Here is a 15,021-nt window from a genome sequence, read left to right as displayed (position 1 = left end):
TTCGATGAGCCTGACCACCGAGGTCACGCCGGACGCGACGCTCGACGGATGGCGGAAGGCCTTGCGCGGCCGGAATCTCCGCGTCGCCTTGCCGGACGGCGACGACGACCGCGCCGTCCGTGCCGCGCTGGCGCTCCGGGACGAAGGTGTCGTTCGGCCGTTGCTGTTCGGCGACGGGGCGCGCCTGCGCGCGGCAGGGGCCACGGACGACTTGATCGTGGACGTCGCGGAAGCCCTTGCCGACGAACGAACCGAAGCCGCGCTGGCGGCGGGATTCGCGCGGCATCCGGAGAAGCTCGCCGCCGCCCGGCGCGATCCGGTGTTCGTGGCGGCCGCCGCCCTGCGGGCAGGCAAGGTGGACGCCTGCGTCGCCGGGGCGACGCGGCCGACCGCCGACGTCCTGCGCGCGGGGCTGCGGGTCGTGGGTCTCGCCCCGGGTGTGTCCACTTTGAGCAGTTGCTTCCTGTTGCTGCTTCCGGATGGACGACGGCTCACCTTTTCGGACTGCGCGGTGGTGCCCGAGCCGGGCGCGGCGCAGCTGGCGGACATCGCCCTCGCCGCCGCGGAGACCCACCGCGGTCTGACCGGTGAGGACCCCGTCGTCGCGATGCTGTCGTTCAGCACGCAGGGGAGTGCCGACCATCAGCGGGTCGAGGTCGTCCGCGAGGCGACTTCGCTGGTGCGGCAGCGCGAACCCGGCCTTCCGGTGGACGGAGAGCTGCAGTTCGACGCCGCGCTGGTGGCGTCGATCGCGGCGGCCAAGGCGCCCGGTTCCGCGGTCGCCGGCCGCGCGAACGTCCTCGTGTTCCCGAATCTGGACGCGGGCAACATCGGCTACAAGATCGCCGAACGGCTCGGCGGCGCCGTCGCGCTCGGCCCGATCCTCCAGGGCCTCGCGGCGCCGCTCAACGACCTCTCGCGCGGCTGCTCGGCGTCCGACATCGAGACGCTGTCGCTCTTGACCGCCGTTCAAGCTAGCCGAGCAGCGCGAGGGTGACGTAGGCGATGGTGCCGACGAGCAGCGTGGAGAGCAGGCCGAGCAGCAGCGCCCGGCCACCGGTGCGGACCAGCGTGCCGATCCGGACCGCGCAGCCCAGCCCGAAGAGCGCTCCCGCCAGCAGCAGCGTGCAGACGACCTTGGCGACGTCGAGTGCCACGCCGGGCAGGATCCCGGTGCTCCGCACCACCACCATCGCCAGGAAACCGAGGACGAACAGCGGGACCAGCGGGGCGCGCTTCCCGGCGGCGGACGGGCGGCGCCGCCGTTCGTGCACGCTCACCGCGGCGACCATCGGCGCCAGCAGGACGACACGGCTCAGCTTCACCACCACGGCGACCGCGACGGCGGCGGTCCCGGCCGGGGTGGCGGCCGCGACGACCTGGGCGACCTCGTGCACGCCCAAGCCGGCCCAGCCGCCGATCCGCAGCGCGTCCATCCCCAACCAGCCGCCGATGAGCGGGACCGCCGCGATCGCCAGACCGCCGTAGAAGGTGACCAGTGCGACCGCGGTCGCGACGTCGGAGTCCTCGCGTTCGACGACCCCCTCCATCGCCGCGATCGCCGACGCGCCACAGATCGAGAAACCGGTCGCGACCAGCATCGCGAGTCCCCGTGGGACACTGATCAGCCTGCCGAGCCCGATCGTGCCGAGGAACGTGAGGCCGACCGTCAGCACCACCGCGAGCAGCGTGCCGGGGCCGAGGGAAAGCACCGAAGGGAGTGCGAGTTGCAGACCGAGAAGGACGACACCGGCGCGCAGGAGCTTCTTCGTCACCTTCGCGATCGCTTGCCGGGTTCCGTCCGAGAGCACCGGCAACGACCCGGCGAGCACCCCGAGCACGACCGCGAGAGTCAGCGCGCTCAACACGGGAACGGCGGTGCTCAGCAGGTACGCGACGCCCACACCGAGGGAGGTGACGGCCAGACCGGTGAGGTGCGGCTTCGTTCGCCGCGCAGACGTGGTGCTCATACCGACGAGCGTCGTCCGGAAAGGACGGCGCCGGTAGCCGGGAGAACGACGGATAGGTCATGCACTTTGGCTATGACCGCACCGGAGCTGGACTCCTTGCGCCTGCTCGTCCTCGTCGGTGAACTGGGCAGCATCGGTCAGGCCGCCGTCGCACTCGGGATGACGCGGCCGTCGGCGGGTAAGCGTCTGTCCTTTGTGGAACGAAGGCTGGGTCTGGTGCTGGTGGACCGGACCCGTCGCGGTTCCGCGCTCACCCCGGACGGCCGGGTGATCGCGGGCTGGGCGCAGCGCGTGCTCACCGAACTCGACGGACTGCTCGACGGTGCCCAAGCCCTGCGGAACCGGCACGAGACCGGGCTCCGGATCGCGGCGAGCATGACGCCTGCCGAGCATCTGGTCCCGCGCTGGATCGGCGAACTCAACCGCGCGCACCCCGGGCTCCACCTCGGCTTGGAGGTCACGAATTCGGATCGGGTCGCCGGACTGGCCCGCGAGGGCAAGGCCGACATCGGCTTCGTCGAATCACCCGGCCCCTTCACCGGGCTCACGTCGCGGAAGGTCGGCGTGGACCATCTCGTGGTCGTGGTCGCCCGCACCCATCCTTGGGCGCGCGAACGCCGTCCCCTGACGCCGGCGGAGCTGGCGGCCACGCCGCTCGTGGTGCGGGAACGCGGCTCCGGAACCAGGGAGACCGTCGACATCGCGTTGCGCATGGCCGGCGCGGGACCGGTGAAACCGTTGCTGGAACTGGGTTCCGCCTCCGCCGTCCGCAGCGCCGTGGTGGCGGGCGCCGGGCCCGCGGTGATCAGTGCCCTGGACGTCGCGGACCATGATCTCGTGCCCGTCGCGGTGGACGGTGTCGACTTCGGACGGGTGCTGCACGCGGTCTGGCCGGAGGGGCGGCGCCTCACCGGTCCGGCGGCGGAACTGCTGGCCTTGGCCGTGCGGCGCTCGTCCTGAGAGTGATCTGGACCCCTTTCCCACATCGTAACTGGCACTCGCCCCTGGCCCGACTTGTTCCTACGGTGACCGGAACCACAATGGAGCTCCCAGCGCCACCGCTCCGGCGGTGCGTGCGAGAAGGAGGAGACGTGACTTCAACGTCCGGTCCCGCACAGAGCAGCGGCCTGAAACCAGGGCTCAAACAGCGACATATGAACCTGATCGCCCTCGGCGGCGTCATCGGCGCCGGGCTGTTCGTCGGCAGTGGCGTGGTCATCCAATCGGCGGGCCCGGCGGCGGTGGTCTCGTTCCTCATCGCCGGTCTGATCACCGTGCTCATCATGCGCATGCTCGCGGAGATGACGATCGCCAAACCCGCGCTCGGGTCGTTCTACGTCTACGCCAGGGAGGCGCTCGGCAACCGCGCGGGCTTCGCCGTCGGCTGGATGTACTGGTACTTCTTCGTCATCGTCGTGGCGGTCGAGGCCGTCGCGGGCGGCCGGATCCTGCAGCTGTGGGTACCCGACGTGCCACTGTGGGTGCTCAGCCTCGGCCTGCTGCTGATCCTCACCGGTACCAATATGGTCTCGGCGCGGTCCTACGGGGAGTTCGAGTACTGGTTCTCGTCGATCAAGGTCGTCGCGATCGTCGTGTTCCTGGTCGTCGGTGCCCTGTACCTGTTCGGTTTCTGGCCGGGTGCCAACGGCGGCCTGACGAACCTGGTGTCCCACGGCGGGTTCGCGCCACTCGGGATCGGCGCGGTACTCGCGGCGGTGGTGCCGTGCATCGGGTTCTACACCGGCGCGGAGATCGTCACCATCGCCGCCGCCGAATCCGCGGAGCCGCAGAAGGCGGTCGCGAAGGCCATGCGCTCGATCATCTTCCGCGTGGTGCTGTTCTACGTCGGATCCGTGTTCCTCGTCGTCGCGATCAAATCCTGGGACGATCCGGCGACGGCGGTCAGCCCGTACGCGGCGGTGCTGGACGTGCTCGGCATCCCGGCCGTGGCGACGATCATGAACGCGATCGTCCTGACCGCGGTGCTCTCGTGCCTGAACTCGGCCCTGTACACCTCGTCGCGGATGTTGTTCGCGCTCACCAGCAACGGCGACGCGCCGAAGGCGTTCACCCGCCTTTCCGGCAGCGGCGTGCCGAGGCGCGCGATCCTGGCCGGGACGGTGATCGGCTACGTCTCCGTCATCGCCGCCTACACCTCGCCGGACCTGATCTTCCAGTTCCTGGTCAACTCCTACGGCGCCGTCGCGCTGTTCGTGTACCTCTCGATCGCGCTCGCGCAGGTGCGGCTCCGCCGTCGGCTGGAGCGGGAGGATCCGGACAAGCTCACGCTCAAGATGTGGCTGTTCCCGTGGCTGAGCTACGCGACCATCGCGCTGATGGGCGGCGTGATCCTGGCGATGGCGCTGCTGCCGTCGACCCGCTCGCAGTTCTGGCTCAGCGCCGTGACGCTCGCGCTGATCCTCGTCGGGTTCGAAATCCGCAGGCGGCGCGGTAAGCCGGCGGTTCCGGCCGCGCCCGTCGATCCCGTTCCGGACGAACCCCAGCGTGCCCCGGCCACCGTCCGGGAGTGACCCTGGACGGGCTGAAAGCGTCCTTCGCCGCGTCTGATGCGGCGAAGGACGCTTTCGTCATCGGCTCATCGTGATTTCCCTGGCCACACCTGAGAGTTTTTCGGGATTGCGGACGTGGTAGGCGCCGGTGACGTAGCCGTTTTCGACCCGCACCGCCAGCACGCCGTCGATCTCGCCGCCGATCCGGATGAGCAGACCGGGTCCGCCGTTGACCTGGACCGGTTCGACGGTCCGTTCCGCCCCGCGTTTCCACCAGCCGACGGCCAGCAGCCGCGCCACCGCGTCCGCGCCGACGACCGGCCGCGGCAGGGCGTGCTTGAGCCCGCCACCGTCGCTGAGGGCGACGACGTCCGGCGCGAGGATGTCGAGCAGCCCCTGCAGATCGCCGGTTTCCACCGCGGCCTGGAACGCCTGGAGCGCGGCCCGGTGCTCGGCCGGGGAGCCGGTGCCGCGTGGTTTGCGCGCGGCGACGTGGGCTCGCGCCCGATGAGCGATCTGCCGTACGGCGGCGGGAGTCTTGTCGACGGCCTGGGCGATTTCGTCGTAGTCGACGGCGAAAACCTCCCGTAGCACGAAAACCGCCCGCTCGGTGGGCGCGAGTGTCTCCAGCACGAGCAGCATCGCCATCGAAACGCTCGCGGCCAGTTCGACGTCCTCGGCCACGTCCGGTGTGGTCAGCAGTGGTTCGGGCAGCCACGGGCCGACGTAGGACTCTTTGCGGCGGCCGAGCGTCCGCAGACGTTTGAGCGCCTGCCGTGTCGTGATCCGGACCAGGAACGCGCGCCGGTCCAGCACCGTGTCGAGTTCGACGCCCGACCAGCGCAGCCAGGTCTCCTGCAGGACGTCCTCGGCGTCGGCGGCCGAACCGAGCATCTCGTAGGCCACGGTGAACAGCAGATTGCGATGGGCCACGAAGGCTTCGGTCGCCGGATCCAGGGCGCCGGATCCCTCGTGCCGCTCGCTCATCGCAGTTCCCCCTGTTCGTGTTCGTCCCTACGATCCCGGCCGCCGCTGGTTTGTGACACCCGGGAACGGTGACCTGCGCCACAAGGCGGACTTGTCACACCGGGCGTGCCGCCGGGATCTCTTGCTCGTCATCAAGCGACAGACCCTTCCACCTCCACGAAAGGCCTGAACCATGAGCAAGTTCGCAGTGGCGGGAGCGACCGGGCGGCTGGGACGCCACGTCGTCGACGTCCTCACCGAACGCGCGCACGAAGTCGTCCCGATGTCCCGGGCCACCGGCGTGGACATCATCACCGGTGAGGGGCTCGCCGAGGCGCTCACCGGGACCGACGTCATCATCGACGTCGCTTCCTGGCACGCTTCCGACCAGGAGGCGGCGACGGAGTTCTTCCGTACCTCGGCCCGCAATCTGCACGAGGAAGGCAGGCGGGCCGGAGTCGGCCTGATCGCCGCGGCGTCCATCATCGGCGTCGACAACGCCACCACCGGTTTCCTCGCCGCGAAGAAGGAACACGAAGAGTTCCTCTTGTCGGGGCCGCTCCCGGTCCGTCTTCTGCGGGCGGCTCAGTTCCACGAGTTCGTGCTTCAGCTGCTCGACTGGCGGCGGGACGACGTCGCTTATGTTCCGGCGGCGCCCACTCGACTCGTGGCCTGCCGCGCCGTGGCCGAGGAGCTCGCCGATCTTGCGGCCGCTCCGGTCGCGCCGGGAACTCCGATCCCAGAGATCGCCGGGCCACGCCAGGAGATCATGGCGGAGGCGGCCAGGCTCGCCGGCGACGCCCGGGGGATCAAGGTCGTCGGCATCGACGCGGCGGACCTGCCCGACGGTGAGATCGCCGCCAAGGGCGGGTTCCTGCCCGGCCCGCACGCCAAGCTGGCGGGCCCCACCTTCCAGGAGTGGCTCGAAACCCGCTGCTGACTAGACTTCGGCAATGATCGCATCATGGGGGCTCGATGCCGCGCTCGAAATCGGGATCGCCGCGTTCTGCGCGGGCGAAGAACCGCCGAGCGACGACATGTTCTGGGAACGGCTGACCGGCGCGGGAGTGGAGCCGTGGCTGGCCGAGCGGCTGTTGGTTTTCCTGCCGATGGCCTACGTCCGGCGGTTGCTGCCGGACGTCACGTATCCGGACACCGTGCGCGACTCCCGCGGGCAGGTCTTCCTCGCGCAGGAGCCGGTTTTCGTGGCGGCGTATGAGCGCGCCCAGTACGCGAACCGTGCGGAGTTCGAGCGGATCGCGTTTCGCAGCAGCACGTTCGCCGTGATCAACGAGGCGCTGAACGCCGGATCGCAGCTCGCGGACCTGGAACTCGGCGAACCCGTGTTGTTCAAGGATCTGGAACCGGTCGTCGAGGGCGACGGCGGTGTGCCTTCACCGCAAGCGGTATTCGAGGCTTTCCTTCGCGAGCACGGTGTCCTGCTGGGCGATGACACTCGTGTCGATACGAAACTCATCGTGCATCCCGCCCCGGAAGGCATGGTGATGGCTCAGGTCGACTTCGCCGTGTCGCATCCCGCGCTGGCCGAGCCCTGGCTCGTCGAGAGCTTCGCGGGGCACGGCACCACTTGGCGTGAGGCGATCGGCCGTGCGGTGGACGGTTTCCGCCATGGGGCGTTGCATCCGATCGTCGACGGGTTGCTGTCGCCCGGCGCTGCGACCGATCAGGTCGACCGCGAGCGGTACGACCATCCGGACGGTGCGTTCGAACTGGTGCTGGGCGCGCAGATCACCCTGTTCGCCGAGAACGTGCCTTCCGTCGAACCGCTGCTCGACCGGTTGCTGGAAGCGTTGCGCGCGGAGAAGCTCAGCCGGAAGGTGCACGGGCTCCGGTTGTTCGTCGCGCACAACGAGGGCGCGTTGCTGAACAACGAAGTCCTGCTGGACAGCCGGCCGTGGTCGGGCGGCGAAGCGGTGGTGGCGGATCACCCGGCGCTGGTCGCCGAGGGGCGGATCGCGACGCGGGTGTTCGGGCTGCTCGTGCCCATCGGCGCCTAGTTCAGGTCGGCTCCACGGGTTTCGGCGCTGAGGAGCAGGGCGACGACGGTGACGGCGATCGTGCCCACGAGGTACAGCACGACCGCCGTGGGGCCCTGTTTTTCGGCCAGCCACACCGCGATGAGCGGGGCCGGCGCACCGGCGATGATCGAAGATCCTTGGAAGACCAGGGAAGCACCGGCGAAACGGCGGCGCGTCGGGAAGAGTTCGGCGATCCAAGCCGCTTCCGGCCCGGCGAGGAGCCCGTGCAGCGCGGCGCCGACGCCGACACCGAGATACAGCAGAGGCAGCGCGTCGGCCTGGACGATCGCGAAGAAGACCGGCGCCCAGACCGCGAGACCGAGCGCGGGGACCAGCATCGCGGTGCGCCGTCCGACGCGGTCGGACCAGTGGCCGCCGGCGAGCATCCCCGCGAATTGCAGCAGCGACCCGATGGCGACGGCGAGGAGCACGTCGGATTTGTCGTAGCCGAAAGTCTTTGTGGCGTAAGCGACCACGAAGACGGTGTAGACGTAGAAGGCCACGTTTTCGCCCAGACGCACGCCGAGACCGCGCAGGACGGGGCCGGGGTGGGCGAGCGTTTCGAGGATGCTCGACCGTTCGCGGACGGGTTTCGCGGCTGCCCGTGCCTGTGCTTCCTGGAACACCGGCGACTCGTCGATGCGGCGCCGGATCCAGAAACCGATGACCAGGAGCGGGATCGCGAACAGGAACCCGACTCGCCAGCCCCACTGATCGAAGGCGTTGCCGGGAAGTACCAAGGCGATCCCGCCGACCACGGCCGTGGCCAGCACCGTGCCCAGAGGCGCTCCCGCCTGCGGCCACGCCGACCAGAACCCGCGTCGTTTCGGGCTCCCGTATTCGCTGACCATCAGCACCGCCGCGCCGAACTCGCCGCCGAGGGCGAATCCCTGGATCAGCCGCAGCACGACGAGCGAAATCGTCGCCCCGATCCCGACCTGCGAATAGGTGGGGAGCAGCCCGATCGCGGAAGTCGACAACCCGAGTAGCAGGAAAGTGGTCACCAGCATGGGTTTGCGTCCGAGGCGGTCGCCGAGATGCCCGAAGACGATGCCGCCGATCGGGCGGGCGACGAAACCGAGCCCCTGTGTCGCCAGCGCGAGCAGCAACTGGGCGAATCCGTTACCACCGGGGAAGAACAGCGGGCCGAGAACAGTGGCCGCCAGGATCCCGTAGAGCGCGAAGTCGTACCACTCGAGCACGGCGCCCGCGGTACTGCCCGCCAGGACCCGCCGGAACGCCGACCGGCTGACACTCGAATCGGCCGTCGCGCGCGAGGCGGGCACGTTCGTCACTTTCGCTCCTCGTCTTCGGCCGATTCCGGCGAGGTGTCCGATAAACGGACAGTCCGGGACGCTATCCGGACACGTAGGAACATAGACCGCGTCGGCCGGATCGCGCAATCTCCGATGTCGAGATGGCCGGGCCTGCTCCGACTCTTCGATGAACGCGCCCGGATCGCGGCGCCGCGGAGAAGAAGGAGGCCTTGCGATGAGCAAGGTGGTGCTGGACGTGTCGATGTCGCTGGACGGTTTCACCGCCGGGCCGAACGTGCGGGCCGACGAGCCGATGGGGGACGGCGGTGAACGGCTGCACGAGTGGATGGCGGGAGAAGGGCCCGACGCCCGTGCCGTCGAGGAGGTGAACGCGATCGTCGGGGCCACCGTCATCGGGCGGCGCACCTTCGACCTCGGCCTGCGGCCGTGGGGAGGTACGCCGTGGCCCGGCGTGCCGAGCTTCGTGGTGACCCATCGGGTCGAGGAAGACTTCCGCGGCGACAACGGCGGGACGTTCTCCTTCGACGGACTGGAGGCCGCGGTCCGGCGGGCCAAAGCCGCCGCGGGAGACAAGGACGTCCTGGTGCTGGGCGCGGACGTCGCCGGGCAACTGCTCGTCGCGGGCCTGCTCGACGAGGTGCATCTCCACATCGCCCCGGTGCTGCTGGGGCAGGGGACCGGGCTGTTCGGCGGACGCGGGGGTGAGTTGGTGCCGGAGGGTGAACCTGTCGCGGGGGTCGCCACTCACCTGCGTTTTCGGGTCGCCTGCGCCTCGTGAGTAGCGTGACGCTCTGAGTGCGTCTCAACGACCGCAGCGATCCACCCGTTCCCACGGCCAATCCGAGACGACCCAGCGCGCGACCGCGTCCGCGAGCGCGCCATCCAGGTCCCCTTTGTCGGCCCGCACCCAGGACTGCACCGTGACGTCCCAGTCCTCGGAGGCCGTGGGATACAGGTACACGCAACCGATGACGTCGCCGTCGGCCGGGCTGAGGACGGTGAACGTGAAGCCTTTGTGTCGCGCGAAGTCTTCGGCGTGGCGGCGCAGGTCGGCGAGGTTCTCGTCGAGGGTCATGCCGCCGCGCGGCGGCCAGTCGCCGTCGGGATAGCCGGGAGTGGAGCGGATGTGCTCGATACTCGACATCCAGGCGGCATGGTCGGCCTGATTGTGTTCCGGTCCCAAGGGTTCGAGGCGGAATTCGTCGGTGACCAGCGCGGTCGGCGGGGCGAAACCGGCTGGTACGAAAGCATCCGCGGGCATGGTCGGGACCGTAGCGGCAGACCAGGCCGATCGCACCCGAGTTTCGCGCTTGCCGAGCCCTGCAGCTGGCGGCGCGGGCTTCACCGGCGCCGTCCGGAAGACCTGACGGCTACCTCTCGAAAACGAGGTCGAAATCCTTGCGCCAGGTGGATCCCTGATCTTCGGACGCCTCCCAGCGGCCCGTGATCCGATCCGGCCCCACCTCGGCGACGAACCGCTGGAACATGTCGGGGTCTTCCCGGCTCAGGCTCCAGTTCGTTCCGTCGAAGGTCATGGCGAAGACCCGGCACACACCTCGTTCGTCGTGGTACAGAGCCGTATACGCGTCGCGGGCGTCGCTGCGACCGAGAACCAGGACCATCTCGCTCGCGGCTTGACCTTCCTCGCCGTCCATCGTCCAGCGAAGGACCACGAACGCGTCACCGAGCCATTCGATCGTCGCCGAACCCGGCACCTTTTGATCGGGCGGTTCCAGGAACCACGCGTCGCTCAGCGTCGTCCGCCACGAACCGACCAGGACGTCCAACCGTTCCATGGCTTCGTTGCGCATCGCCGCCTCCTCGCGTGGCCCGGTGATCCGCCAGCGTAGTCAGTCCGCCGAACGGGGCAAGCTCGCGCGGACCTGCTCGGCGGCCCGCTCACCCGACGAGGCCGCGTCGGCGAGTGAAGGCATGTCGAGCTGATAGTCACCGGCCAGGTGCACCGGGCCGAGGGGCCGCCGCAAGGTCGGCAGCGAGGCACGTCCGCCGGGTGCCCAGAACGGCACGACCCGGTGGTGACGCCGGACGATCCCCTCGTCGAGTTTCCCTTCGAGCTCCGGGTAGAGCGAGAGGAGATCCGCGGTGAACCGGCTGACGATCTCCTCGTCGCTGAGTTCGAACAGGCTGTCCGCCACCGCGCCGCCCGCGAAGCAGGCCAGCGCGCCGCCCGGTTTCCGCGCACCGGGACCGCGCAAGGCCGCGGCGTGGTTGAACATCGCCTGAAACGACAGCTGCGGCGTCGACACGGCGATGTAGTCGTCCCACCGTTGCGGGCCCTCTTCGTGGGTGAAGAAGCCGACCACCACGTACCGCCCGTAGTGGATGTCGTCGAACGCCGACCGGTATTCGGTCGGCAGACCGGGCATGAGCTTCACGGCCACGTCGCTCGGAACAGCGACGATCGCGCGAAGGGCCCGTATCCGCGCCGGTCCGTTCTCGTCGGAGTAATCCACGACGACGCCGTCCTCGGTCCACTCCACCGACGTCACAGGGGAGTTCAGCCGCAGGCGATCGCCGAGGTCGGCGGCCAATACGTCGGTGAGGGTCTGATTTCCCCCTTCCGGTAAGGAGAAGTTGGGCACCTTCGCCGGATCGGTCAGGAGGATGCCCATCGAGAAGACGAACTGGGTCGCCGCGGTCTCCTCGGGTTCGCAACCCATCCATTGCCCGGACCACGACCGGACCATGTCCCGCGCGACCTCGGAGCCGATCCCTCGAAGCACGTACGACGCGGATGTCGCGTCGAGCTTCGCCCTGACCCGTTTCGCCAGACGGTTGTCGGGGTTCATCTGCAGGAACGGTGCCGCGGCGAGGATACGGGCGCCGACGGCCGCCAGTCCGACCCGGTCGAGGAAGGTCATCCGGGAGCGGAACATCAGGCCGAACGGATTCGAGGTGTCGACCTGCTTCCCGTGGAGCGCGAGGGCCACCTTCTTGCCCGCCAGCGTCCCCATCTCGACCCGGTGGCGTTCGAGGGCTTCGATCAGGGGGCCGGTCCCTTCGGTGAACTGGGTGCCGAGGTTGATCCAGTAATCGCCTTGGCGCACCGACTCCACCCGGCCCCCGGCGCGATCGGTGGCTTCGAGTACGACGACGTCCCGATCGGACAGGGCGGTCGCCGCCATCAAACCCGCCATACCGGCGCCGATCACGACGACTTCCGTCTCGGTTTCGATCATGGTTCGCTCCGTTCAGGTGTCGGCTTCAATGCCGTGGAGACGGCGTCAACCAGCCGTCCCATGGCGGCTTTGCTGCTCCGGCTGATCGCCGTGAAGGAGATGTAGCCGTGCACGAGTCCGGGTTCGTGGATCACCTCGGTCGGCACGCCGCTCGTCAGCAACGCGGTCGCATAAGCGAGTCCGTCGTCGCGGAGCGGGTCGAATCCGGCGACCGTCACGATGGCGCGGGGGAGACCGCTCAGGTCGCCGGCCCGCAACGGCGACACCCGTGGATCCACGCGGTCGGTTCCTTCGGGCAGGTAATGCCCCATGAACCATTCGATCTGTTTGGCCGACAACGCGGGAGAGCCGGCGAACTCGTCCTGGGACGGACGCCGCTCGGAAACATCGGTCACCGGCTGGATGAGCACCTGCGCCATCGGCTGGACCGCTTCGCCGCGAAGCCGTTGGCAGAGAACGGCGGCGATGTTGCCGCCAGCGCTTTCGCCCGCGACGACGATCCGATGCGGGTCCGCGTGTTCGACGGCGTACCGCCAGGCGGCGAGCGCGTCGTCGTGCGCCGCCGGGAACGGGTGCTCGGGCGCGAGACGGTACTCGACGGACAGGACGTCGGCGCCCGTTCCGTGGGCGAGCATCCGCGCGGGCGCGGCGTAGCTCGCACGGCTTCCCAGCGCGAATCCGCCGCCGTGGAAGAAAAGAATCAGGCTTCCGGAGGGGTCGCCGGAGCCGTAGCGGGTCGCCGCCAGCCCACCGCCGAGGTCGAGTTCCCGCTCGACCGCGCACGGGCCGACCCGGTCGGCGAACAACGCCGCGTCGCGCTCGGTCACCTCCCGGGCATCCGTCGGCGGCAGGTCGCTGTAGTCGTCACCTGCCTCCGTGAGCCTCATCAGGAAGGCGACGTCGGAGGCCATCCGATCGCCGGCGGCGTTGACCGGCGGGCGTACCAGCCGCGCGAGGAGCGGGGCCGGAGTGCGGCTCAAGGCGATGACGAAGGCCCGCTGGAGACGCTGGCCGAAGGTGAGACGCGCGGTGGTCACGAGTCGCTCGCGACGCTCGTGAGACCTGCGGTGGCGGAGTCCCGCACGGAGAAACGGATGTGCCGGTCGACCAGTTTTCCTTTGAAGAGCCGGTTGTCCTTGACGAACGTCGTGTGCATCCGCCACGGAAGTTCGGTGCCCTGCCGCGGAAGTTCGGGCTTCGCGCGCTGCATGTAACCCGCGGTGAGGTCGAGGAGATCCGTGGTGGCGAGTCCTTCCGGCACCACCGGGACCGCGATGTCGTACCCGTTCGTGTCCATCCGGCGGATGACGTCACCGACCAGGCGGCACACGTTGCTCAGGCGGAGCGTCCACGACGCCTTCGTGTAGCCGAGCATCATGGCCCAGTTCGGGATCCCGGAGATGAGGGCGCCGCGATAGAGGAGGGTTTCGGACATCTTCACCGGACGACCGTCCACTGTGGGCTGAATACCGCCCAGCATCTGCATGACGAGACCGGTCGCGGTGACGATGAGATCGGCTTCCAGTGTCTTGCCCGACTCCAGCAGGACACCGTTCTCGGTGAAACGGTCGATCCGGTCGGTGACCACGTCGGCGTTCCCGTCGCGGAGCGCCTTGAAGAATTCGCCGTCCGGCGTGACGCAGAGGCGCTCGTCCCAAGGGGCGTACGGCGGATTGAAATGCGTGTCCACGTCGATGTCCGGCGGAAGCTCCTTGAGCGTCCACTTGCGTAGCGCCTTCCGCCCGAAATCGGGGAATTTGCGCAGGGTGGAAACGAGCAGGAAGTCGATCCAGATGTTCTTCAGGCGCGTGGCCGCGTAGCCGCGCTTGGCTCCGAGCAGTTTGGTGAGCTTGACGGCGATGTTGTCGAACCGCGGCTGTGAGGCGATGTAGCTCGGGGTGCGCTGCAGCATCGTCACGTGTGCCGCGGCGCCGTCGCCCATCAGCATGGCCGGGAGCATCGTCACCGCCGTCGCGCCGCTCCCGATGATCACCACACGCTTGCCGCCGTGATCGTAGTTTTCGGGCCACTGCTGGGGATGCAGGATGTCGCCCCGGAAATCGTCACGCCCTTCGAAATGGGGCGTGTATCCCGCGTCGTAGCGGTAATAGCCGGTCGCACTGAAGACGAAGCGGGTCTTGATGGTCTTCGTGTGTTCGGCGCCGGTGTCGTCCGTCGCGGTCACCTGGAGTGTCCATCGCGCTTCCGCGCTCGACCAGTCGGCGGAGGTCACGCGGTGCCTGAGCCGGAGGACGTCGGCCAGGCCGAAATCGCGCACCGTCTCGTCGAGGTATTCACGGATCAACGGCGCTTCGGCGATGGCGCTGCGATGCCGCCACGGCTTGAACTCGTAGGCGTAGGTGTGCAGATCGGAGTCGGACCGGACACCGGGATAGCGGAACAGGTCCCAAGTGCCGCCGATCGAGTCGCGGGACTCCAGCAGGATGACCTTCTTGCCGGGGAAGTCGTCCATCAGGTGCCTGGCCGCGCCGATACCGGAGATGCCGGCGCCGATGACGACGATGTCGGCGGCCTCCGTGGCGTCCGTGTCCTTCATGCTGCACTTCCTTTGCGGTTCCGGTCCTGGGGGAGGGCGGGGACGACGCCGGTCCCGCGGGCACGGGTGGCGACGATGGGTTCGGCGAGGACTTCCGCGCCGCCGGTGCGATCGGTGGCCCTGGCGATGACGCGCAATTCGAAGTCGATGGTCCGGCTTCTGGTGCCTTTCGCCGCGAGCCTCGCCTCGACCTCGATGACGTCGCCGCCGCGCACCGGCGACAGGAACTCCACGGACGAGTAGCCCGCGAAGAGGCTCTCGTGACCGTCCATGACGATCGCCAGATGAGTTCCGGCGTCGCCGAACAGCGCCAGGCCGAACGCTCCGTCGACGAGGTTGCCGGCGTAGTGAGCCTCGGAGTAGGCGACGTAGCGCCGGTGGATGACGTGCATGAGAGCTCCTGTTCGGCGGCCTAGTAGGTCATCCGATTAAGTCAGGTGACAGAGTGTGAGACAACTTTCCCGCGCCGTCAAGGGGCGGTATGGGCGCTCGCCCGAATGGG

The 15,021-nt window shown here is 68.9% G+C and carries 15 protein-coding genes; 6 read left to right on the top strand and 9 right to left on the bottom strand.

Translation table 11 applies throughout. The features are described 5' to 3' along the window. The first annotated feature begins 4 nt into the window (after positions 1–4). The gene (locus tag ED92_RS17550) at positions 5–997 is read left to right on the top strand and encodes a phosphotransacetylase (RefSeq protein WP_037339261.1); all 993 of its coding nucleotides are present in this window, start codon (positions 5–7) and stop codon (positions 995–997) included. Here ED92_RS17550 and ED92_RS17545 read toward each other — a convergent pair. After that, entirely contained in the window at positions 975–1,970 is a 996-nt protein-coding gene (locus tag ED92_RS17545) for a YeiH family protein (RefSeq protein ID WP_037339259.1), read from the bottom strand. The two genes, ED92_RS17550 and ED92_RS17545, sit on opposite strands and share 23 nt — an antisense overlap. 72 nt (positions 1,971–2,042) lie before the next feature. Between ED92_RS17545 and ED92_RS17540 the strand changes: the two genes are divergently transcribed. Both ED92_RS17540 and ED92_RS17535 read left to right on the top strand, forming a co-directional pair. Next, on the top strand, positions 2,043–2,930 hold the full coding sequence (locus tag ED92_RS17540) for a LysR family transcriptional regulator (protein ID WP_037339256.1): 888 nt from the start codon (positions 2,043–2,045) through the stop codon (positions 2,928–2,930). 194 nt (positions 2,931–3,124) lie between these two features. Beyond that, positions 3,125–4,501: an amino acid permease gene (locus ED92_RS17535; protein ID WP_037339253.1), complete on the top strand. Its 1,377-nt coding sequence runs from the start codon at positions 3,125–3,127 to the stop codon at positions 4,499–4,501. Between the two features lie 57 nt (positions 4,502–4,558). On the opposite strand, the gene ED92_RS17530 is transcribed toward ED92_RS17535, so the two are convergent. Further along, a complete protein-coding gene (locus ED92_RS17530; protein ID WP_037339250.1) occupies positions 4,559–5,467 on the bottom strand; it encodes an RNA polymerase sigma-70 factor in 909 nt (302 codons plus the stop codon). Positions 5,468–5,639: 172 nt separating this feature from the next. Here ED92_RS17530 and ED92_RS17525 point away from each other — a divergent pair, with 172 nt between their 5' ends. Beyond that, positions 5,640–6,386, top strand: a complete 747-nt coding sequence (locus ED92_RS17525) for an SDR family oxidoreductase (RefSeq protein WP_037339247.1) — start codon at positions 5,640–5,642, stop codon at positions 6,384–6,386. 13 nt (positions 6,387–6,399) lie between these two features. Further along, positions 6,400–7,464, top strand: coding sequence for a DUF6348 family protein (locus ED92_RS17520; protein WP_037339245.1), 1,065 nt, complete (start codon positions 6,400–6,402; stop codon positions 7,462–7,464). Here ED92_RS17520 and ED92_RS17515 read toward each other — a convergent pair. Next, a complete protein-coding gene (locus ED92_RS17515) occupies positions 7,461–8,780 on the bottom strand; it encodes an MFS transporter (RefSeq protein ID WP_052120647.1) in 1,320 nt (439 codons plus the stop codon). The two genes, ED92_RS17520 and ED92_RS17515, sit on opposite strands and share 4 nt — an antisense overlap. A 196-nt stretch (positions 8,781–8,976) precedes the next feature. Between ED92_RS17515 and ED92_RS17510 the strand changes: the two genes are divergently transcribed. Continuing rightward, a complete protein-coding gene (locus ED92_RS17510) occupies positions 8,977–9,540 on the top strand; it encodes a dihydrofolate reductase family protein (protein ID WP_037339242.1) in 564 nt (187 codons plus the stop codon). A gap of 24 nt (positions 9,541–9,564) precedes the next feature. On the opposite strand, the gene ED92_RS17505 is transcribed toward ED92_RS17510, so the two are convergent. The 6 genes from ED92_RS17505 to ED92_RS17480 form a co-directional block, all read right to left on the bottom strand. Beyond that, positions 9,565–10,023 (bottom strand): GNAT family N-acetyltransferase, encoded by a 459-nt coding sequence (locus tag ED92_RS17505; RefSeq protein ID WP_037339240.1) that lies wholly within the window; start codon positions 10,021–10,023, stop codon positions 9,565–9,567. A gap of 109 nt (positions 10,024–10,132) precedes the next feature. Next, on the bottom strand, positions 10,133–10,573 hold the full coding sequence (locus ED92_RS41395; protein WP_052120644.1) for a DUF1579 family protein: 441 nt from the start codon (positions 10,571–10,573) through the stop codon (positions 10,133–10,135). A gap of 39 nt (positions 10,574–10,612) precedes the next feature. Then, positions 10,613–11,962, bottom strand: coding sequence for an NAD(P)/FAD-dependent oxidoreductase (locus ED92_RS17495; protein WP_037339238.1), 1,350 nt, complete (start codon positions 11,960–11,962; stop codon positions 10,613–10,615). Next, positions 11,959–12,999: an alpha/beta hydrolase gene (locus tag ED92_RS17490; RefSeq protein WP_037339236.1), complete on the bottom strand. Its 1,041-nt coding sequence runs from the start codon at positions 12,997–12,999 to the stop codon at positions 11,959–11,961. The genes ED92_RS17495 and ED92_RS17490 overlap by 4 nt, the downstream gene beginning before the upstream one ends. Next, entirely contained in the window at positions 12,996–14,519 is a 1,524-nt protein-coding gene (locus ED92_RS17485; RefSeq protein WP_037339234.1) for an NAD(P)/FAD-dependent oxidoreductase, read from the bottom strand. The genes ED92_RS17490 and ED92_RS17485 overlap by 4 nt, the downstream gene beginning before the upstream one ends. After that, the gene (locus tag ED92_RS17480; protein ID WP_037339231.1) at positions 14,516–14,911 is read right to left on the bottom strand and encodes a hotdog fold domain-containing protein; all 396 of its coding nucleotides are present in this window, start codon (positions 14,909–14,911) and stop codon (positions 14,516–14,518) included. Before ED92_RS17480 ends, ED92_RS17485 begins: the two co-directional genes overlap by 4 nt. Positions 14,912–15,021: the final 110 nt, after the last annotated feature.

The sequence above is a fragment of the Amycolatopsis sp. MJM2582 genome (assembly GCF_000754115.1).
Classification (GTDB): Bacteria; Actinomycetota; Actinomycetes; order Mycobacteriales; family Pseudonocardiaceae; genus Amycolatopsis; species Amycolatopsis japonica.
Note: the sequence above shows the minus strand (reverse complement) of the source record. Positions and strands in the feature narration are given on the sequence as shown.